General features: G+C 72.4%; 14 protein-coding genes. 12 read left to right on the top strand and 2 right to left on the bottom strand.

Annotated features, from left to right (window positions below):
• Nucleotide 1 precedes the first annotated feature (1 nt).
• A complete protein-coding gene (locus GA0074694_RS22190; protein ID WP_091461442.1) occupies nucleotides 2–595 on the top strand; it encodes a nitroreductase family protein in 594 nt (197 codons plus the stop codon).
• A 70-nt stretch (nucleotides 596–665) separates the two neighbouring features.
• On the opposite strand, the gene GA0074694_RS22185 is transcribed toward GA0074694_RS22190, so the two are convergent.
• A complete protein-coding gene (locus GA0074694_RS22185; protein WP_091461439.1) occupies nucleotides 666–1208 on the bottom strand; it encodes an RNA 2'-phosphotransferase in 543 nt (180 codons plus the stop codon).
• A gap of 129 nt (nucleotides 1209–1337) precedes the next feature.
• Here GA0074694_RS22185 and GA0074694_RS22180 point away from each other — a divergent pair, with 129 nt between their 5' ends.
• Nucleotides 1338–2336: a methylenetetrahydrofolate reductase gene (locus GA0074694_RS22180; RefSeq protein WP_141714243.1), complete on the top strand. Its 999-nt coding sequence runs from the start codon at nucleotides 1338–1340 to the stop codon at nucleotides 2334–2336.
• 55 nt (nucleotides 2337–2391) lie between these two features.
• Here GA0074694_RS22180 and GA0074694_RS22175 read toward each other — a convergent pair whose 3' ends face one another.
• Complete coding sequence (locus tag GA0074694_RS22175; RefSeq protein WP_091461437.1) at nucleotides 2392–3456, bottom strand: methyltransferase; 1065 nt, start codon at nucleotides 3454–3456, stop codon at nucleotides 2392–2394.
• 187 nt (nucleotides 3457–3643) lie between these two features.
• Between GA0074694_RS22175 and GA0074694_RS22170 the strand changes: the two genes are divergently transcribed.
• The 10 genes from GA0074694_RS22170 to GA0074694_RS22125 all read left to right on the top strand — a co-directional run bounded on the left by GA0074694_RS22170 (nucleotide 3644) and on the right by GA0074694_RS22125 (nucleotide 21067).
• Nucleotides 3644–4714, top strand: coding sequence for a GHMP family kinase ATP-binding protein (locus GA0074694_RS22170; RefSeq protein ID WP_218105775.1), 1071 nt, complete (start codon nucleotides 3644–3646; stop codon nucleotides 4712–4714).
• A gap of 295 nt (nucleotides 4715–5009) precedes the next feature.
• Nucleotides 5010–5534 carry a winged helix-turn-helix transcriptional regulator gene (locus GA0074694_RS22165; protein WP_091461432.1) on the top strand — a complete coding sequence of 175 codons (525 nt, stop codon included), beginning with the start codon at nucleotides 5010–5012 and terminating at the stop codon, nucleotides 5532–5534.
• 91 nt (nucleotides 5535–5625) lie between these two features.
• Nucleotides 5626–6231, top strand: coding sequence for a DUF4291 domain-containing protein (locus tag GA0074694_RS22160; RefSeq protein ID WP_091463650.1), 606 nt, complete (start codon nucleotides 5626–5628; stop codon nucleotides 6229–6231).
• A 183-nt stretch (nucleotides 6232–6414) separates the two neighbouring features.
• On the top strand, nucleotides 6415–7761 hold the full coding sequence (locus tag GA0074694_RS22155; protein WP_091461429.1) for a coiled-coil domain-containing protein: 1347 nt from the start codon (nucleotides 6415–6417) through the stop codon (nucleotides 7759–7761).
• Nucleotides 7762–7884: 123 nt separating this feature from the next.
• Complete coding sequence (locus GA0074694_RS22150; protein ID WP_091461427.1) at nucleotides 7885–8310, top strand: ATP-binding protein; 426 nt, start codon at nucleotides 7885–7887, stop codon at nucleotides 8308–8310.
• Between the two features lie 143 nt (nucleotides 8311–8453).
• The gene (locus GA0074694_RS22145) at nucleotides 8454–8672 is read left to right on the top strand and encodes an MbtH family protein (RefSeq protein ID WP_091461424.1); all 219 of its coding nucleotides are present in this window, start codon (nucleotides 8454–8456) and stop codon (nucleotides 8670–8672) included.
• 2 nt (nucleotides 8673–8674) lie between these two features.
• Nucleotides 8675–9973, top strand: coding sequence for an aminotransferase-like domain-containing protein (locus tag GA0074694_RS22140; protein ID WP_091461422.1), 1299 nt, complete (start codon nucleotides 8675–8677; stop codon nucleotides 9971–9973).
• Nucleotides 9974–10029: 56 nt separating this feature from the next.
• Nucleotides 10030–16317, top strand: a complete 6288-nt coding sequence (locus GA0074694_RS22135) for a non-ribosomal peptide synthetase (protein WP_091461419.1) — start codon at nucleotides 10030–10032, stop codon at nucleotides 16315–16317.
• Between the two features lie 23 nt (nucleotides 16318–16340).
• On the top strand, nucleotides 16341–17162 hold the full coding sequence (locus GA0074694_RS22130; RefSeq protein WP_091461416.1) for a methyltransferase domain-containing protein: 822 nt from the start codon (nucleotides 16341–16343) through the stop codon (nucleotides 17160–17162).
• Nucleotides 17163–17179: 17 nt separating this feature from the next.
• A complete protein-coding gene (locus GA0074694_RS22125) occupies nucleotides 17180–21067 on the top strand; it encodes a non-ribosomal peptide synthetase (RefSeq protein ID WP_176738071.1) in 3888 nt (1295 codons plus the stop codon).

Below are 21067 nucleotides of genomic sequence, written 5' to 3'. Positions count from 1 at the left end.
CATGACGTACGCCAAGTTCGCCGACACCCTGGCACCGTTGCACCCGCTGCTCGCCGAGCGGTGGAGCCCCCGCAGCTTCGACCCCACGCACCACCTCGACGACGCGGTGCTGCGCCCGCTGCTGGAGGCGGCCCGCTGGGCGCCGTCGGCCAACAACAGCCAACCCTGGCGCTTCCTGGTCACCCGGCGGGGCGAGGACGCCTTCACCCGGCTGCACGCGACGCTCAACCCCGGCAACCAGGTGTGGGCCGACGCGGCCAGCGCCCTGCTCCTGGTGGCGGCGCGGACGGTGGACGACACGGGAGGGCCACGGCCATTCGCCCTCTACGACACCGGTCAGGCCGTCGCCCACCTGGTCATCCAGGCCCAGGCGCACGGTCTAGCCACCCACCAGATGGGCGGTTTCGACGCCACCGCCGCCCGGGCCGCCTTCGGACTCGACGGGGACCTCCAGCCGGTGGTGGTGCTCGCCGTCGGCCGTGCGGACGCGGCGGCCCGGCTGCCCGCCCCGCTGGCCGCCCGGGAGGAGGCACCGCGGGTCCGGCAGCCGCTGGACGCGCTGCTGCTGTCACCTGCTCGGGTCGAAACGGGCTGAGCCGGACCTCCGCCCGGCCGAGCCGTCCGGGCATGCGCCTACCTGACCGGGCCCTGGCAGCCGTCAGCGGTCACGGCCCGGTCAGGTAGGCGGGCGGAACGGCGTCGGTCAGCCACACCCCGTTGGCGCTGCGGTAGAACACGTGCCCGTCGCGGTGCATCCCGGCGGCGTCCACGGTGAGGACCACTACCTCGACACCCCGGCGGGAGCCGACCCGGCGGGCGGTCGGCACGTCCGCCGAGAGGTGCACGTGGTGCCGGGCCCCCCGGCGCAGGCCGGTGTCCAGGATGGAGTCCAAGACGTCCCGGCTCGTGCCGTGGTAGAGCCGGTCGGGGGGAACGGCCGGGTTCAGCCCCAGGTCGACCGGGATCGAGTGCCCCTGGCTGGCCCGGATCCGCTCCACGCCGTCGTCGCCCCGTTCGACGGCGAACCGCTGCTTGTCGTTGCCGGCGACCACCGCCTCCAGCGCCGCCCGGTCGATCCCGAGCCCCGTCAGCAGGTCCTCGACCGGCGCCCACCCGCCCCGGTCGAGGGTGAGGCCGAACTGGCCGGGCCGGTGCCGCAACGCCAGGGACATCCGTTTGCTCAACCGCACCAGGGCCCGCTGATCCATGCCGGCATTCTGACCGACCGGTCCCCGCCGGTCGGCGCCGGCCGGCGGTGCGCCGGGTCCGCGTCCCGGCAGGCGGACCGACGCCAGGGACGGATGTCCCGGCCCCGGGGCCCGACTACCCTGGTACGCATGTCGGTCCCCCCACCGTTCTCCCCTGTGGACGGTCCGGCCACCCCGACCAGCTCACCCGGCACGGGTCCCTCGCTGCGGCACGTGCTCGCCGGGGCGACGCGCGGTCTGCTGCTGTTCGGGATCACCCCACCGCGGGCCAGCGCCACCAACGAGCAGGCCCGGGAGATCGCCCGGTTGACCCTGGCCCGACTCGACCCGCTGGACGTGGACGCGCTGGTGCTCTACGACATCGACGACGAGAGCGACCGCAATCCGGACGAGCGGCCCTTCCCGTACCTGCCGACGATGGATCCGGCCGTCTTCCACGCCGCGCACCTGGCCGGCTGGCGACGCCCGGCGATCGTCTACCGCTGCGTCGGCAAGTACCCGGAGCCGGAGCTGCGCGACTGGCTGCGCGCGGTGGACACCGACCGGGTGGGCGGCGTCTTCGTGGGCGCCTCCTCCGGCAGCAAGCAGGTGCACACCACCCTGCCCCGGGCCCACGCCCTGCGCCGGGAGACCCGGCCCGACCTGGCCGTCGGCGGCGTCGCCATCCCGGAACGGCACACCCGTGGGCTGGACGAGCACCTGCGGATGCTGACCAAACAGGAACGGGGCTGCGGGTTCTTCGTCTCGCAGGTGATCTACGACGTCGACGCGTCCAAGAGCATGGTGTCGGACTACCACTACGCCTGCCGGGACCGGGGGGTCACCCCACGACCGGTGGTCTTCACCCTCTCGGTCTGCGGCTCGCTCAGGACCCTCGCGTTCCTCCAGTGGCTCGGCGTCCGCGTCCCGCGCTGGCTGGAGAACGCGCTGCGGCACGCCGACGACCCCCTCGCCGAGTCATACGAGCAGTGCCTGGCCACCGCCCGCGAGCTGGTCACCTTCTGCCGGCGGCTCGGGATGCCGTTCGGGTTCAACGTAGAGAGCGTGTCGAACCGGAAGCTGGAGATCGACGCGTCGGTCGCCCTGGCCGCCCGGGTCCGCGACCTGCTCGGCCGACCGTCCGCCTGATCCGGCGCACCGGTCAGGGGATGCGGTAGCCGGTTCCCCTGGCATGGGGGCCGGGTCAGGCGAGGCGGCCCACGAAGATCGCGGTCGGCCCGGGGGTGCGCCGCACCTCGACCAGGTGGAACCCGTTCGCGGCGAACAGCGCCGCCATCTCCGCCGCGCTACGCTCCCGTCCGCCGCTGCCGACCATCATCTGCAGGTCGAGGAAGCCGGGATGGTTGCCGCCCGATCCCTCCGGCACCAGGCAGTCCAGCACCAGCAGCCGGGTGCGTGGGGTGAACGCCGGCCGCAGCCGGTCGAGGACCGGGCGGGCCTGTTCGTCGGTGAGCCCGTGCACGATGTTGCGCATCAGGTACGCGTCACAGCCGGGCGGCACGTGATCGTAGAAGCTGCCGTTGACCAGCTCCACCCGTTCGGCGACTCCGGCGGCCCCGAGCACGGCCGGCGCGTCGGCGGTGGCGGCCGGCAGGTCGTAGAGCACCCCGCGCAGGTGCGGGTGCGCGGCCAGGATCCCGGCCAGCAGCTGCCCCGAGCCACCGCCGACGTCGGCGATCCGCTCGTACCGGCCGAAGTCGTGCGCGGCCAGGATCTGCGGCATGTCGAGCCGGCTCAGCTCACGCATCGAGCGATGGAAGTGCTCCCCCTCCTCGGGGTGCTCGGCGAAGTAGTCCCAGAGGAACCCGCCGTACTGTCGGGGGAACGCCGGGCGCCCCTCGGTGACCGTGGCGGTCAGGTCGGACCAGATTCGCTGGTTCCAGCCGGAGCTGATCTGGATCAACGTGTGCCGGACCGAGCGCGGATGGTCGCTGCGCAGCGGTTCGGCGAGCGCGTTCAGGGCGAAGGTGCGGGGCCCGGTCCGGCGGAAGATGCCGTCGGCGGCCAGCGCCCGCAGCACCCGGAAGAGGCTGTCCTCGTCGGCGGCCGTGGCGGCGGCGAGCGTCGCCACGTCCCGGGGACCGTCGGCGAGCTGGTCGGCCACCCCCAGCCGGGCGACCGCGCCGAGCGCGTGCGTACGCCAGAAGCCGGACGCGGCGTCGAGCAGGCTCGCGGGCGGTGGCGCGAGCCGCCGCGACGTGCCGTTCAGGGCGGACCCGACCGCGCGAACCGCATCGACCAACACCATGGGGGGAGCTGATGGTTTCTTCGCCACGAATCGCACGTTAGCCGCCTTACGGGACGAAGTAACCAGCCAAACGGCCTATTGCGGCAAGTCGGACTTCGCCCTGGTCACGGCACAACACAGGCAGGTTGGCTGCCGAGCCCGGACGGCGGACCGGCCGCCGATCCCGGCAGGGGTCAGACTCGACGACGTGACCCGCACCCCGCCCACGCTCGGCCAGGGCAGCCGCACGTCCGCGCCGCAGCCGGACGCCCTCCTCGACCAGCCCGTCGACCGTCCGCCCGGGGTGGTGGCCGGGCCCCGCGACGTCGCCGCCCGGACCCGGGCCGACCGGTCGGACCCCGCTCCGGGGCCGGTGGGAGGCGACGGGCCGGTCGGGGTCGGGCACGCCCCGTGCCACCACGGCGAGATCCTCCAGGGCATCTTCCTGGACTCCGCCGGACGCCCGTGCCGGGGCCTGGTCACCCTTCCCGTTCCCGGTACGGGCACCACCGCCACCTTCGTCCGCCACCTGGAGAGCCCCGCCGGCCACCTGACGGTCCGCCCCGCCGACCGGGAGAAGGCCCGGCGCGCCGCCGCCCTGGCGGTGGCCGAGTGCGCGCGCCGGACCGGGGAGCAACCCTGCGGTGGGCGGCTGGCGCTGCACGGCCGGGTTCCGGTCGGAATCGGAATGGGCTCCTCCACCAGCGACGTCATCGCCACGGCGCGCGCGGTCGCGGCGAGCTTCGGCGTCCGGCTGCCCCCGGAGACGGTGGCCCGGATCGCGGTCCGGGCCGAGCAGGCGTCCGACCCGCTGATGCTGGGGACCAACGCGGCCCTGTTCGCCTCCCGGGAAGCCCGCGTGCTGGAGGACTTCGGCGGCCCGCTGCCCAGCGTCGTCGTCCTCTCCTGCACCACCGGCGCGGGGCGCCCGGTGGACACGCTCGCCCTGCCCGCGCCGTCCGTGCGGGCGGTACCGGCGTACGAGGAGCTACGGGCCGCGCTGCGGCAGGCGATCGTCACCGCCGACGTCGGGCTGTTGGCCCGGGTCAGCAGTGAGAGCGCCCGACGCAACCAGCCCCTGCTGCCCAAACCGGAACTGGACGTCCTGGAGCGGGTGGCGGGACGGGCCGGCGCGACCGGTGTCCAGGTCGCGCACAGCGGCAACGTGGCCGGGCTGCTCTTCGACCCGGCCGCTCCCGACCTGCCCGACCGGCTGCGCCGCGCCGCCGGCGGTCTCGCGGCACACGGCCTGCGGGTCGGCCGGTCCTTCGGAATCTGACCGAGGGACCGACCGGCCTCAGTGGGCGTGCTTCGCGTCCGACGGGGCGACGGTCACCGGCCCGGGCGGAACGGTGTTCGTGAACTGACGATCCCGCCCGACCGGCGGTGACCCCCCTCCCGGCCGGCGCCGACCCGCACAGCGGGTCGACACCGGCCGGGAACCGGTGCCGGCACCCGGACCGGCCCCACGGAACGGGCGACCAGCCCGCTGGCGGGTCCACCCGGGGACGGCCGGAGACACCGAAGCTTCGATGAGTATCGATTTCCAACGTTGTAGTGCCTAGAACGGGCGGATGCAGTACCGCCTCAGTTCGGTCCAGGCATGCTCGCTCGCCCGCGCCCTCGACGTCATCGGTGAACGGTGGACGCTGCTCATCGTCCGGAACGCGCTGCTGGGCGTGACCCGCTTCGACGGCTTCCTCCGCAGCCTCGGCATCTCCCGCAACATCCTGACCGACCGGCTCAACACCCTGGTCGGAGCCGGTGTGCTCGACCGGGTGCCCTATCAGGACCGGCCGGTGCGGCACGAGTACCACCTCACCGACCGGGGCCGGGAACTGGTCCCGGTGGTGCTGGCCGTGACGCAGTGGGGCGACCGGCACCTCGCCGGCCCGCAGAAGCCGGCCCGGCTCGTCGAACACGAGGGCTGCGGCGGACCGGTCCAGGCGACCGTCCTCTGCGCCGACTGCGATCGGCCGCTGGCACCGACCGAGGTGAGCAGCGATGCCTCCCCCCGCCACGCTGCCCGCCACCCGCAGGAGCAGGAGGCCGGCCCGGACACCCGCGACCGCCGGCGGTCCCCGGCAGGCGCCCGGTGAGCCGACGTGGGGGCCGGTGGCGAAGGGGCGGCCGGACGCGCACCCGGTAAACCGGTCGCCCGGACCGGACCGGTCGGTGATGATCGGCGCCATGGAACGTCCGCTCCGCGAGATCCGGGCCGGGTACGGTGCCGAGACGATCACCGTCTACCAGGCGTACGCCCCGGCGGTCGCCGCACCGGCGCTGCGCCACGGCCGGTTCGTCGCACCGTTCAAGCGCGACCGGATGACCTGGGTGAAACCGTCGTTCCTCTGGATGATGTACCGCTGTGGCTGGGCAACCAAGCCGGACCAGGAGTGCGTGCTCGCGATCGAGATCAGCCGCACCGGGTTCGAGTGGGCGCTGGCCAACTCCTGCCTGAGCCACCACGACCCCGACCGGGACGCCGACCGCGCGGCCTGGTCCCACCGGCTGCGGCGCAGCCCCGTGCGGGTGCAGTGGGACCCGGAACGCGACCTCGACCTTCGGCCGCTGCCGCACCGCTCGATCCAGGTCGGTCTCTCCGGTGAGGCCGTCGACCGCTACGTCGACGACTGGATCGTGGCCGTCCACGACGTCACGCCCACCGCCCACGCCGTACGCGCCCGGCTGACCGAGCGAGACCGCGCGGGGGCGCTGGCGCTGCTGCCCGACGAACGCCCGTACCCGCTTCCGTCCGACGTGGCCGCCCACATCGGAGCATCACGGGATCGCTGAGGAGCCGGGCCGGAAGCCCGCCCCGACACCCGGTACCCGACGGTCGAACCCGGCGGCCGGAACGTCCCCGACCCGGTACGGGGCTCGGTGACGACCCCTGACCCGGCCGACGGTAGCCTTGCGCCGCGTCATGCCGTGGGTCATCCACCGGCGTGACGCCCGCGATCGTACGGAGGGTGGCGCATGTCCCACGGCGAGGAGCCGTTCGCACTACGCGATGTCATGATCTCGCGACCGAGTTTCGAACTCGCGCTGCGTGGCTACGACAAACGACAGGTGGACCGGTACGTCGAACAGGTCGACGCCGAGATCACGGCGCTGACGGGCGCGCGGGACCGGGCCTCCGGTCAGCTCCAGTCCCTGGCGGCGCAGCTCCAGCAGGTCCAGACGGAGCTGGGCGAGCTGCGCCAGCGGCCGGCGCAGGTCGACCGCGCCTCCTTCCGCGACCTGGGCCCGATGGTCGATCAGATCCTGGCCCTGGCGGAGAAGCAGGCCGCGGCGATCACCGAGGCCGCCACCGCGCGGGTGTCCGGGCTGGAGACCGAGGCGGAGCGGGTGCTCACCGAGGCCCGGGAGCAGGCGACCCAGCGGCTACGCGAGCTTGAGGAGGAGCTGTCCACCCGGCGGGCCGAGCAGGAGAAGGCCCACGAGGAGCTGCGGGCCGCCGCCCAGGCCGAACTCACCGAGACCCGCGACGTGGCACAACGCCTGCGCGCGGAGGGCGAGGCCGCACACGAACGCGCCCAGCAGGAGGCCCAGCGGATCAACGAGCAGACCGCGCAGCAGGTCGAGCGGACCCGGGCCGAGGCGGAGGCGCTGCTGGAGGCCGCCCGCGCGCAGATCCAGCAGGAGGTGCACGCGGCCCGTGCACAGACCCAGCAGGAACTGGCCCAGTGGCAGGCCGGCGTGGAACGGGAGATCGAGGAACGGCGCGCCGCCGCGGAGCAGGAACTCACCGAGTACCGCGCGGCGGCCGAGCAGGAGCTGACCCGCCAGCGGAGCACCGCCGAGCAGAAGATCGCCACGCTGGTCACCGAGGCGCAGCAGTACTCGACCAAGTTGCGCCAGCACGCCGACGAGCAGGCCGCCGTCCACCAGCAGCAGCTCACCGCCGTGCAGCAGGAGATCCGCGAGCGGCGACAGGCCGTGGCCCAGCTCCAGAACGAGCTGGACGCCGCCCAGCAGCACCTGGCGCAGTCGCGCCAGGAGGCCGGTGGGGTGGAGCGGGAGGTGGCCCAGCTCCAGCAGCGACTCACCGAGACCCGCCAGGAACTCGCCGGTGAGCTGACCCGCTTGGACGAGGTGCGGCGGGCGGCCGAGTCCGCCGAACGGCACGCCAAGGACGTCCGGGCCCGGGTACAGCGCGAGGCGAAGCGGGTCGCCGACCTGGCCGCGGCGGCGGTGATGGCAGCCGCTGCGGGCGGCGCCCCGACCAGCGAGTACCCCCAGGTGGCACCCCGCCCGGCGGGGGCCAACGGCGCCCACCCTGCCACCGAACCAGCCGGCGGCAGGGTGGGCGCGGACGCCTGAGCGAACGTGGTGGACGGCCTGACCGCCGTGCACCACGTCCCGCGTCACCGGGCGGGCCGCCCCTCGGGCAGCGGACCGGCGGTGATCCGCTTCGACCACGCCTGACGTGGGTAGACCTGGGGCATGGCTACGTTGCGGACGTCACCACCACCGCCCCGGGCGGTCGAGCTCCGGCGTTGGATGCTGCGCCGCCCGGAGGACCTGCGTGTCCTCCGGGCCTCGCTGCACGAGACGCTGACCGGTGACGACCTGGTCGACGGGGCACGTCTCGACGAGGTACCGGAGCTGGTGGTGCTGGTCGCCACCGAACTGGCGACCAACGCGCTACGGCACGGGCTGCCGCCGACGATCGTCACCCTCTCGGCGTCGGAGCGGCTCTTCTACCTGGACGTGGCCGACCACGACCTGAGCACAGTGCCGGAGCTGGCCGACTTCCAGCCGATCGGCTCGGGCGGCCGTGGCCTCCAGATCGCGCTCGCCCTCTCCCTCGACGTCGGCTGGTACGCCACCGACACCGCCAAGCACATCTGGGCGTCGTTCGACCGCTGAACCGTCGCCACGGACGTGGGAACCGGGCGCGACGGTGACGGTAAGAATGCGGGAAGCGACCGGTGAGTGGCGACCGTCAGTCTTGTCCCGGCGCCTCGTGGAGGCGGCTGCACAAGGGTCGGACGACACGAGGAGCGCTCCCGGTGAACCCCTTCGACGACGAGAACGCCCCATTCAAGGTTCTGGTGAACGACGAGGGTCAGTACTCCGTCTGGCCGGCGTTCGCGGAGGTTCCCGCCGGGTGGACGGTGTGCCTGGCCGACTCGCCCCGTAGCGAGTGCCTGGCCTACGTGGAGGCGAACTGGGTCGACATGCGACCCCGCAGCCTGGTCGAGGCGATGCGGGCGGGCGACGAGCGGTGACGATGAGCCCTCCGGCCGCCGACGTCGATCTGCGCGGCGGCGAGCTCTTCGCGTTCCTGAGCTCACCGCAGGCCGACACCATGAACTTCCTCAACGAGATCGCGCTGCGGTTCCCCGACGCCGTCTCGTTCGCCGCCGGCCGGCCGCACGAGGGCTTCTTCAGCGTCGACCTGATCCGGCGGTACCTCGACACGTACACCGAGCACCTGCTGCGCGAGTACGACCGGGACGAGGGCCGGGTGTGCCAGGACCTGCTCCAGTACGGCCGGACCAAGGGCCTCATCCACGACATGGTCGCGAAGAGCCTCTCCGTCGACGAGGGCATCGAGGTCGACCCGGACTCCATCGTGATCACCGTGGGCGCCCAGGAGGGGCTCTACCTGGTGCTGCGCGCCCTGCGCCGGACGGCTGGAGACGCGGTCCTGGCGGTACAGCCCGGTTACGTCGGGCTCACCGGTGCCGCGGAACTGGTGGACATGCCGGTTCTGCCGGTGCGCGGCGGCCCCCGGGGCGTGGACCTGACCGACCTGGGCGACACGCTGCGCCGGGCGCGGACCGACGGACTGCACCCGCGGGCCCTGTACCTGAACACCGACTTCGCCAACCCCACCGGCCACAGCCTGAGCCGGGCGGCCCGCGAGGAACTACTGCGCGCCGCCGAGGACTCCGGGATCCTCCTGATCGAGGACAACCCGTACGGCATCTTCGGCCCGGAGCGGGAGAACCCGCCCACGCTGAAGGCGCTGGACCGCTCCCGCCGGGTGGTGTACGTGGGCTCGTTCGCCAAGTCCGGCTTCCCCGGGGCCCGGGTCGGGTACGTCGTCGCCGACCAGCGGGTCGACCGGGACGGACGGCACGAGTCGCTGGCCGACCAGCTCGCCCGGATCAAGAGCATGCTGACGGTCAACACCTCTCCGATCGGGCAGGCTGTGATCGGCGGAAAGCTGCTGGAGAACGGGTTCAGCATGCGCGCCGCCAACAAACGGGAAATCGACGTCTATCAGCGCAACCTCCGGCAGCTCCTCGACGGTCTCGCCGCCCACTTCCCGGCCGGCAGCCAGCCGGAGGTCACCTGGAACTCCCCGGACGGCGGGTTCTTCCTACTGCTGAACGTGCCCTTCGAGGCCGGTGACGACGTCCTGGAACGGTCCGCGCGGGAACACGGGGTGCTGTGGACCCCGATCCACCACTTCTACGGCGACGGGCGACCACGCCGGCAGATCCGGCTGTCCTTCAGTCACCTGAGCCCGGCCGAGATCGACGAGGGCCTGCGCCGGCTCGCCGGCTTCGTCCGGTCCTGACCTGCCGCGTCCGCGCGTCTCCCCGCACCTCCGCACACCCGAAAGAGAGCAGTCTGATGGTCCCGTTGTCGTTCGCGCAGCGTCGGTTGTGGTTCCTGGACCGGTTGGAGGGCCCGTCCGCGACGTACAACATCCCGGTGGTGACCCGCGTCCGGGACCGGATCGACGCCGCTGCGCTGGAGGCCGCCGTCACCGACGTGGTGGGCCGCCACGACATCCTGCGGACGGTCTACGTGGAGGTCGACGGGGAGCCGGTCCAGCGGGTGCTGCCCCTGGCCGGGACCCGGGTGGACTTCGCCCACGTGGTGCTCGCGGCGGACGAGGCCGACGCGGCGGTGACCGAGACGTGCGCGCGACCGTTCGACCTGGCCACCGAGCTGCCGCTGCGGGTGCGGTTGTTCACCGTCGGGGAGCGGGACCACCTGCTCGTGATCTCGTTGCACCACATCGCCGGGGACGGCACGTCGATGGGGCCGCTCAGCCAGGACCTCTCCACCGCCTACGCCGCCCGCACCGCCGGTCGCGCGCCCGAGTGGGAACCGCTGCCCGTCCAGTACGCCGACTACAGCCCGTGGCAGCGAGCCCTGCTCGGCTCCGAGGACGACCCGGACAGCAAGATCAGTCGTCAGCTCGCGTACTGGGGTGAGGCCCTCGCCGGGCTGCCGGAGGAACTGCCGCTGCCCACCGACCACCCCCGGCCGCCGCAGGCGTCCTACCGGGCCGGACGCGTCGACCTCACCATCGACCCCACCACCCACGACGCGCTGCGCACCGTCGCCCGCAACAACGACGCCACCCTGTTCATGGTCGTCCAAACCGCCATCGCCACCCTCCTCACCCGACTCGGCGCCGGCACCGACATCCCCCTCGGCACCGTCGTCGCCGGACGCACCGACGACACCCTCGACCAGCTCATCGGCTTCTTCGTCAACACCCTCGTCCTCCGCACCGACACCACCGGCAACCCCACCTTCCACGAACTCCTCCACCGCGTCCGCGACACCGACCTCACCGCCTACGACCACCAGGACCTCCCCTTCCAACGCCTCGTCGAACACCTCCACCCGGCCCGCTCTCTCGCCCGGCATCCGCTGTTCCAGGTCGCCTTCGCGGTGGACCGAGGGCTCGTCCTGGAAATGGACGGGTTGGACGTGGTGGCGGAGAAGGCGCCGTTCGAAACGGCCAAGTTCGACGTGTTCTTCGGGTTCGTCTCGCGGGAGGGGACCAGCGAGCTTGAGCTGACCGTCACGTACGCGAAGGACCTTTTCACCCGGGCCGGCGCGGAGGCGCTGGGACGGCGGCTGGTCAGCGTGCTGGAGCAGGTCGCCGCCGACCCCGGGCGGCGGCTGGGGTCCACGGACATCCTGACGGGTGAGGAGCGTCGTCAGGTTCTCGCCGGTGTCAACGCCGCCACGCCCCGCGTGCCGTGCGAGACCCTTCCGGCGCTCTTCGCGCGGCAGGTACGGCAGCACCCGGACGCCGTCGCGGTGGTGCACGGCGGCGCGGAGATCACGTACCGGGAGCTGGACAGGCGGGCTAGCCGGCTCGCCCACCACCTGGCGGGCCAGGGGGTCGGACCGGACGTTCCGGTGACCGTGTCGATGAGCCGGTCGGCGGACCTGGTCACCGTTCTGCTGGCGATCAGCAAGGCGGGCGGCTGCTACGTGCCGCTGGACCCGGCGTACCCGACGGCCCGCAAGGAGTACGTGCTGCGGGACACGGCACCGCCGGTGATCCTCGTCGACGACCCCGGTCTCCTGCCCGAGGTCCCGGCAACGAAGGTGCTGGTCGTCGGTGAGGAGCTGTGGCGTGACGTCGCCGCCCTGCCCGACACCGACCCGCGGTCGCCGCTCCACCTGGACAACGCGGCGTACGTGATCTACACGTCGGGGTCGACGGGCGCGCCGAAGGGCGTCACGGTCACCCACCGGGGCATCAGCCGACTGGCCCACCGCTACCAGCATGACTTCGAGGTCCGGCCCGGCAGCCACATCCTCCAAATCGCCTCGATCGGCTTCGACGGCTCCGTCTGGGAGATGCTGATGGCCCTCCTCGCCGGCGGCACCGTCATCCCCTTCGCCCCCGAGCAGCTCCTCACCGCCGGCCCCGGCCACGACCTGGTCGGCCGGACCACCCACGTCACCGTCACCCCGTCACTACTGGCGTCCCTGCCCGCCGGCACCATCCCCACCGGGGCGATGGTCATCACCGCCAGCGAAGCCTGCCCCCAGTGGCTGGTGGACACCTGGGCCACCCGGCACCGGCTCGTCAACTCCTACGGGCCCACCGAGGTCACCGTCTGCGCCAGCGGTGGACCGCTGCCCGCCGGTGAGCCGGTCACCATCGGCGTCCCGGTCGCCAACACCGACCTGTACGTCCTCGACGACTTCCTCCGGCCGGTTCCCGTCGGGGTACCGGGCGAACTCTTCGTCGCCGGCCCAGGGCTCGCCCGTGGGTACCTCCGTCGCCCCGACCTGACCGCGTCCCGCTTCGTCGCCGACCCCTACGGCCCGCCCGGCAGCCGCATGTACCGCACCGGCGACCTCGCCCGCTGGGATGCCGACGGACGGCTGCACTTCCTCGGCCGCACCGACGACCAGGTCAAGATCCGCGGCTTCCGCATCGAACTCGGCGAGATCGAAACCACCCTCACCGCACGCCACGACATCCGCCACGCCGCCGTCATCGCCCGCGAAGACCAACCCGGCGACAAACGACTCGTCGCCTACCTCGTCCCCACCGACAACACCACCATCGACATCGCCCACCTCCGCCGCGACCTCGGCGCACACCTGCCCGACTACATGGTCCCCACCGCCTACGTCGTCATGGACGCCCTGCCCATGACCGCCAACGGCAAACTCGACCGTAACGCCCTGCCGGTGCCGGCCCACACCACCAGCGTGCACGCCGCTCCCCGCACCGCCCGTCAGGACGTGCTCTGCCGGCTCTTCGCCGCCGTCCTCGGCCTCCCCGACATCGGCACCAGCGACAACTTCTTCGACCTCGGCGGCCACTCGCTGCTCGCCACCCGCCTCGTCAACCGCATCCGCACCACCCTCGGCGTCGAACTCGGCGTCCGCGACCTCTTCGAGAACCCCACCGTCGCCACCCTCGAACCCCACCTGAACACCGGCTCGTCGCGTCCCCCGCTCGGCGCGGTGGCCGACCGCCCGGATCCGCTGCCGCTCTCCTCGGCCCAGCGCCGGCTGTGGTTCCTGCACGGGGTGGAGGGTCCGTCGGCGACGTACAACGTGCCGGTCACCACCCGCCTCCACGGCACGGTCGACGTCGCCGCCCTCCGAGCCGCCGTCGACGACCTCGTCAACCGACACGAAATCCTCCGCACCACCTACACCGAAATCGACGGCGAACCCGCCCAGCACATCCACGACCCCGCCCCCGGAATCGCCACCTTCACCCACCACACCGCCACCCCGGAACAGGCCGAAACCCTCCTCGCCACCCTCTCCGCCCACCCCTTCGACCTCGCCCGCGAAGCACCCCTCGCCGTCCACCTCATCACCACCGGCGAACACGACCACCTGCTCCTGGTCAACCTCCACCACATCGCCGGCGACGGCGCCTCCATGGCCCCCCTCGCCCACGACCTCGCCACCGCCTACACCGCCCGCACCACCGGCCACACCCCCCAGTGGGAACCCCTCCCCGTCCAATACGCCGACTACACCCTCTGGCAACAGCAACTCCTCGGCACCGACAACAACCCGACAAGCGAGATCAACCACCAACTCACCTACTGGGGAACCACCCTCGCCGGACTGCCCGACGAACTGCCACTGCCCACCGACCACCCCCGGCCGCCGCAGGCGTCCTACCGGGCCGGACGCGTCGACCTCACCATCGACCCCACCACCCACGACGCGCTGCGCACCGTCGCCCGCACCAACGACGCCACCCTCGTCATGGTCGTCCAAACCGCCATCGCCACCCTCCTCACCCGACTCGGCGCCGGCACCGACATCCCCCTCGGCACCGTCGTCGCCGGACGCACCGACGACACCCTCGACCAGCTCATCGGCTTCTTCGTCAACACCCTCGTCCTCCGCACCGACACCACCGGCAACCCCACCTTCAACGAACTCCTCCACCGCGTCCGCGACACCGACCTCACCGCCTACGACCACCAGGACCTCCCCTTCGACCGGCTCGTGACACACCTTCGACCGGCCCGTACGCCCGGCCGGCACCCGCTGTTCCAGATCGCGTTGTCCCGGGCCGACCGCACCCCCACCACCACTCCCCTGCCGGGGCTGGAGTGCACGCCGGAACCGACCCGCCTGTCCATCGCGAAGTTCGACCTCGACATCACCGTGGCGGACGAGCCGGTCGACGGGGACCTGGACATCACGATCACCTACGCCACGGATCTCTTCGTCCACCGGACCGTCGAGCTGATCGGGCAACGCCTCGCCGCGATCCTGCGCCAGGTCGCCCGGCAACCCGCCACCCCGATCAGCCGGATCGATATCCTCACCGCCTCGGAGCGGCGGCAGTTGCTGGCCGAGGCCGCCGCCACCGCCGCCCCGACCGTGGCGTGCAGCGTGGTGCGGGCTTTCGACGAGCAGGCGGAACGCACCCCGCACCACGTCGCGGTCACGGACGGACAGGTCGCGCTGACCTACACGGACCTGCGGCAACGCGCCGAGCTGCTGGCCCGGACGCTGCGCGCGGCCGGGGTGGTCGCCGAGACCCCGGTGCCGATGCTGATGCAACGGACGGTCGACCTCGTCGTCGGCATCCTCGCCGTCCTCAAGGCAGGCGGCGCCTACCTGCCCATCCACACCGCCTACCCGCTGAACCGGATGCAGGCCGTGGCCGCGGACAGCACCTCACCGGTCCTCCTGGTGGACGCGGTGTTCCGCGACCACGAGCTGGTCACCCAGGAGCGGGCCGCCGGCCGGCGGGTGCTGACCTGCGAGCCGGACCCGGCCGCCCGGACCACCGGCCTACCGGACGTGCACCCGGACCAGCTCTGCTACGTGATGTACACGTCGGGCTCGACCGGGGAACCGAAGGGCATCCAGATCACCCACCAGGGCGTCGTCGACCTCGTCCGCGACCCCAGCTGGACCATGCACCCCGACGACCGCGTCCTCCTCCACTCCCCCCACGCCTTCGACGCCTCCACCTGGGAACTCTGGGGACCACTCCTCGCCGGCGGACAGGTCGTCGTCGCCCCACCCGGCAACCTCGACGCCGCCACCCTCCAGAACCTCATCCACGAACACAAGATCACCCGGCTCAGCCTCACCGCCGGCCTCTTCCGCGTCGTCGCCGACGAACTCGTGGACGCCTTCACCACCCTCACCGAGGTCACCACCGGCGGCGACGTGATCTCCGCCCAAGCCGTCAACCACACCCTCACCCACTGCCCCACCACCATCGTCCGCACCACCTACGGCCCCACCGAAATGACCCTCTGCGTCACCCAGTACCCCTGGCGACACGGAGAACAAGCCGGCACCACCGTCCCCCTCGGACACCCACTGAACGACACCCACCTCCACGTCCTCGACCAACACCTGCAACCCGTCGCCACCGGGGTACCGGGCGAGCTCTACCTGGCCGGAGCCGGCACCGCCCGCGGCTACGTCAACCGCCCCGACCTCACCGCCAGCCGATTCGTCGCCAACCCGTACGGCCCGGCCGGCAGCCGCATGTACCGCACCGGCGACCTCGCCCGCTGGGACACCGACGGACAGCTGCACTTCCTCGGCCGCACCGACGACCAAGTCAAGATCCGCGGCTTCCGCATCGAACTCGGCGAGGTCGAAACCACCCTCACCACACGACCCGACATCCGCCACACCGCCGTCATCGCCCGCGAAGACCAACCCGGCGACAAACGACTCGTCGCCTACCTCGTCCCCACCGACAACACCACCATCGACATCGCCCACCTCCGCCGCGACCTCGGCGCACAGCTACCCGACTACATGGTCCCCACCGCCTACGTCGTCATGGACGCCCTGCCCATCACCGCCAACGGCAAGCTCGACCGCAACGCCCTGCCCGCACCCGAACGGCAGACCACCTCCGCCCAGGACACCCCCCGCACCGCCCGCCAGGACGTGCTCTGCCGGCTCTTCGCCGACGTGCTCGGCCTCCCGGACGTCGGCACCAGCGACAACTTCTTCGACCTCGGCGGCCACTCGCTGCTCGCCACCCGCCTGGTCAACCGCATCCGTACCACCCTCGGCGTCGAAGTCGGCGTCCGCCAACTGTTCGAGAACCCCACCGTCGCCGCTCTCGAACCCCACCTGACCTCGGCTCGGCCTGCCCGTCCCACGCTTCGTGCGCGGTCGACGGGCAACCGCTGAAGCCACAAGCGGAAGGAACACCCGTGGCGCTGCCCCCGGCCCTGCTCAAAGGCGACGAACTGTTCGAGCACGACGCCAGTGCTCCCTACGACGCCTCCCGTGACCTCTCCAAGTACCTGCTGATGCACTACGGCAGCCTCCAGGATCTGTTCAACCGTGGCCAGCATCCGCTGGCGATGGCACACGGCTACTGTCAGCGCCTCTCCGACCTGCTGCGCTCGTGTGCGGAGCGGACCGGGACGACGGTGACGCGGGCCCTCGACATCGGGTGCAGCGTGGGCGGCGTGACCCACGCACTCAGCGGCTGGGTGCGCGACGAGGTGGTCGGCGTGGACGTCAGCCAGCGCTCGATCGAGATCGCCCAGACGTTGACCGAACACGGCGGCGGGACCTTCTGCGTCATCGAGCAGGGCCCCTTCTACCGCGAGGTCGCATTCCGGGTCGCCGAGCCCGGCCGGCGCGCCGGGCTGACCTTCGAGGTCGGCGACGCGAACGCGCTGCGGGCCCGTGAGGAGGCGTTCGACGCGGTTGTCCTCTCCAACGTCCTGGACCGGGTGGCGCAGCCGGCCGCCTGCCTGGAGCAGTTCTCCGCCTCGGCGGACATCCTCCGCAGTGGTGGCCTGATGATGGTCGCCTGCCCCTGGTCGTGGTACCCCGAGTACAGCGCCCCGAGCGAGTGGCTGGGCTCGGCGGCGACCGCCACGCCGAGCGAGGAGGCCCTCAAGGCCCTGCTGCGGGACAGCTTCGAGCTGATCGACGAGGTCGACGAACCCGGTGTGCTGCGGCAGAACCCCCGCGAGTACGACTGGTTCGAGTCACACGTCACCGTCTGGCGCAAGCGGTGACCGCATCCTCGACCACCGTGGACGAACCGGTACTTCCGCTGTCGTACGCCCAGCGCCGGCTCTGGTTTTTGCACAAACTGGACGGTCCCTCGGCGACGTACAACGTTCCGCTGATCAACCGCTTCAGCGATCGGGTCGATCCGGACGCGCTGCGGGCGGCAGTCGCCGACGTGGTCGCCCGGCACGAGGTGCTGCGGACGCTCTACGTCGAGATCGACGGCGAGCCGGCGCAGCGGGTCCTGTCCCCTTCCGAGGTGCGGATCGACATCGCGCACGAGACGGTGTCCGCCGACCAGGTGGACGCGCGGGTGGCCCAGGTCTGCGCGCGCACGTTCGACCTGTCCACGGAACTTCCGCTGGCGGTACGGCTGTTCACCGTCGCCGAGGACGACTGTGTGCTGGTGCTGGTCCTGCACCACATCGCGGCCGACGGCGCGTCGATGGGGCCGCTGGGCCGGGATCTGTCGCAGGCGTACGCCGCCCGACTGGGCGGCACGGCCCCGGAGTGGGAGCCGCTGCCGGTGCAGTACGGCGACTACACGCTCTGGCAGCGGGAACTGCTCGGCACCGACGACGATCCGGCCAGCGAGCTCAACCGGCAGTTGGACTTCTGGCGGGGCAACCTGCGAGGGCTGCCGGAGGAGCTGACGCTGCCGACGGACTTCCCCCGTCCGGCCCGCTCGTCCCACCGTGGGGGCACGGTCGAGTTCACCGTCGAGGCGGAGACCCACCGGCGGCTGCGGGACCTGGCCCAGGCGGAACAGGTGACCGTGTACATGGTCGTCCAGACGGCCATCGCCACCCTGCTCACCCGCCTCGGCGCCGGCACCGACGTCCCGCTGGGCACCGTGGTGTCCGGCCGGTCGGACGAGGCCCTGGACGACCTGGTCGGATTCTTCGTCAACTCGCTGGTGCTGCGCACCGACACCTCCGGTGACCCGACCTTCGTCGAGCTGTTGCACCGGGTCCGGGCGCTGGACCTGGCCGCCTTCGACCACCAGGACCTGCCGTTCGAGCGCCTCATCGAGGAGCTTCAGCCGACCCGCTCCCTGGCCCGGCACCCGCTGTTCCAGGTCTTCTTCATGCTGGCCAGCGGCGGCACCGAGGACGTGCCGCTGCTCGGGTTGGCCGGGGCGCCGCAACGGTCCGCCCACGACGTGGCCAAGTTCGACCTCTCCTTCGTCCTCGCCGAGCAGCGGGACGCGGCCGGGGAACCGGCGGGGATCAAGGGCCTCGTGGAGTACGCCGAGGACCTGTTCCACCGGGACTCGGCGCAGGCCGTCGTCGCGCAGCTGGTCCGCGTGCTGGCAACGGTGGCGGCCTCGCCGGGACAGCCGATCAGTGAGATCGACCTGCTGGACGAGGCCGCCCGGGACCGGCTGCTCGACACCGCCAACTCCACCGCCCGTCCGCTGCCGGACGGTTCGATCCTGGACCTGATCGCCGCGCAGGTCGCGCGGCGGCCGGAGGCGGTCGCGGTGATCGCCGGGGACCGGGAGCTGACCTACCGGGAGCTCGACGAGCGGGCCGACCGGCTGGCCGGCATCCTCCGGCGGTGCGGGGTGGGCCCGGAGCGGTTCGTCGCCCTTCCCCTGGCCCGGTCGGAGCAGCTGCTCGTGGCGATCCTGGCGGTCTGGAAGGCCGGTGGGGCGTACCTGCCGATCGACACCGATCATCCGGCGGAGCGGATCTCCTTCATGCTCGACGACGCCCGGCCGGTGCTGCTGCTGACCGACCGGGAGTCCGCGGACGCGCTGCCCGACGTCGACGGTTGTCCCCGGATCGTGCTGGACGAGGCAGCGGCGACCGGGCTCCTGCCGCAGGCGGCCGACGCCGTCCGCCCTGCGGTGGCACCCGGCAACGCCGCCTACGTGATCTACACGTCCGGGTCGACGGGGCGTCCCAAGGGGGTCGTCGCGACCCACGCCAACCTGGTCAACTACCAGATCGCCATCGCCGATTTCCTGTGCCTGACCGAAGCGGACCGGCTCGCCGCGATCACCACGGCGGCGTTCGACATGTCGATCCTCGACCTGTTCGCCCCGCTGGTCGCCGGGGCCACGGTGGTGTTGGTCCGCCGGGAGGTGGTGCCGGACCCGGCCGCGCTGGCGGAGGTGGTCCGCAGCCGGGGCGTCACCGTCATGCAGACCACGCCGAGCCTGTGGCAGGTGCTCCTGACGACCACGCCGGACGCCATGCGGGGCCTCATGTTGATCACCGGGGGCGAGGCCCTGTCCCGCCAGCTCGCCGACCGGATGCGCGCCGTCGGACGCCGGGTGATCAACGGATACGGCCCGACCGAGACGACCGTCAGCTGCACGGACGCGGTGATCGACGACCGGCCCGGACCGCCGTCGATCGGACATGCCGTCGCCAACACCCGGGCGTACGTCCTCGACGAGCGCCTGCGCCCGGTGCCCGAGGGCACGGCCGGTGACCTGTACATCGGTGGCGCCGGCGTGACCCGCGGCTACCTGGGACGGCCGGGGTTGACCGCCAGCCGGTTCGTCGCCGACCCGTACGGCGAGCCCGGCGCGCGGATGTACCACACCGGAGACCTGGTCCGATGGGCGCGCGACGGGCACCTGGAGTACCTGGGCCGCACCGACGACCAGGTGAAGATCCGCGGTTTCCGGATCGAGTTGGGCGAGATCGTCGCGGCGCTCGACGCGCACCCGGACGTGGCGGCCTCGGTGGTCACCGTCCACACCGGCGGAAACGGTGACCGTTCCCTCGTCGGCTACCTCGCCCGACGGCCCGGAACGGAACCGGACCTCGACGAGGTCCGGGCGCACCTGGCCACCCGGCTGCCCGACTACATGGTGCCCCCGTCGTTGGTGGTGCTGGACGCGCTGCCGCTGAACGCCAACGGCAAGGTGGACCGGGCGGCCCTGCCGGAGCCGCGGAAGCCCACGGGCGGGCGCCCGCCGGCCACCCCGCGCCAGCAGATCCTCGCCGACCTGTTCGCCGAGGTGCTGGGCGTGACGAACCCGGGGGTCGACGAGAGCTTCTTCGACCTGGGTGGGCACTCGCTGCTCACGCCCCGCCTGGTGAACCGGATCGGGGCGGTGCTCGGCGTCGACGTCGGCGTCCGGACGGTGTTCGCCGCGCCGACCGTCGCGCAACTCGACCGCCTCCTCGACCAGGAGCAGCCGACCGGGCTGGAGCCGGTGCTGACCTACCGCCGTTCGGACGAGCGGACGCCGGTGTTCGTGCTGCCGCCCGCCAACGGGCTCGGCTGGGGCTACTCGGCCCTGCCCCGGCACGTCCCGCCGAACCACCCGATCCACGCCCTCCAGGATCCCCGGCTGGCCGGCGGGCCGGTGGAACCCCGGTCCGTGGCCGACCTGGCCGCCGGGTACCGCGACCAGATCACCGCGATCCAGCCCACCGGTCCCTACCTGCTCGCCGGCTGGTCGTTCGGGGGCACCCTGGCGCACCAGGTGGCGGTGGCGCTGCGGGCCGGCGGCGCGGAGGTGGCACTGCTCGTCCTGCTCGACGCCCGCCCGGGTGGCGACGGCCCGTACGAGGCGACCGAGGAGGAGGCCCGCTACGTCGCCCTGGACGGGGTGACCATCGACGCGGGCCCGGCCCGGCGGGAGCAGCTGGTCGCGGCGCAGAGCCCGCTGGCCTCGCTGGACGACCCGACGCTGGACCGGCTGGTCGCGGTGACCGCGGCGAACGTGCGGGCGATGTCCGTCCACTCGCCGGGCCACTTCGACGGTCCGACCCTCGGGTTCGTCGCGACCCGGCACAACAAGGACTCCGACCTGCTCTGGCAGCCGTTCCTCGGCGGGCCGGCGGAGTTCCACGACGTGGACTGCGGCCACCTCGACATCGTCAAGGCGACCGCCATGTCCCGGATCGGCCCGATGATCGCGGAAAGGATGCACGACGTTGACTGA

The organism is Micromonospora inyonensis, assembly GCF_900091415.1.
Classification (GTDB): domain Bacteria; phylum Actinomycetota; class Actinomycetes; order Mycobacteriales; family Micromonosporaceae; genus Micromonospora; species Micromonospora inyonensis.
The sequence above is the reverse complement of the archived record's forward strand: the minus strand, read 5'-3'. Positions and strand labels throughout refer to the sequence as shown.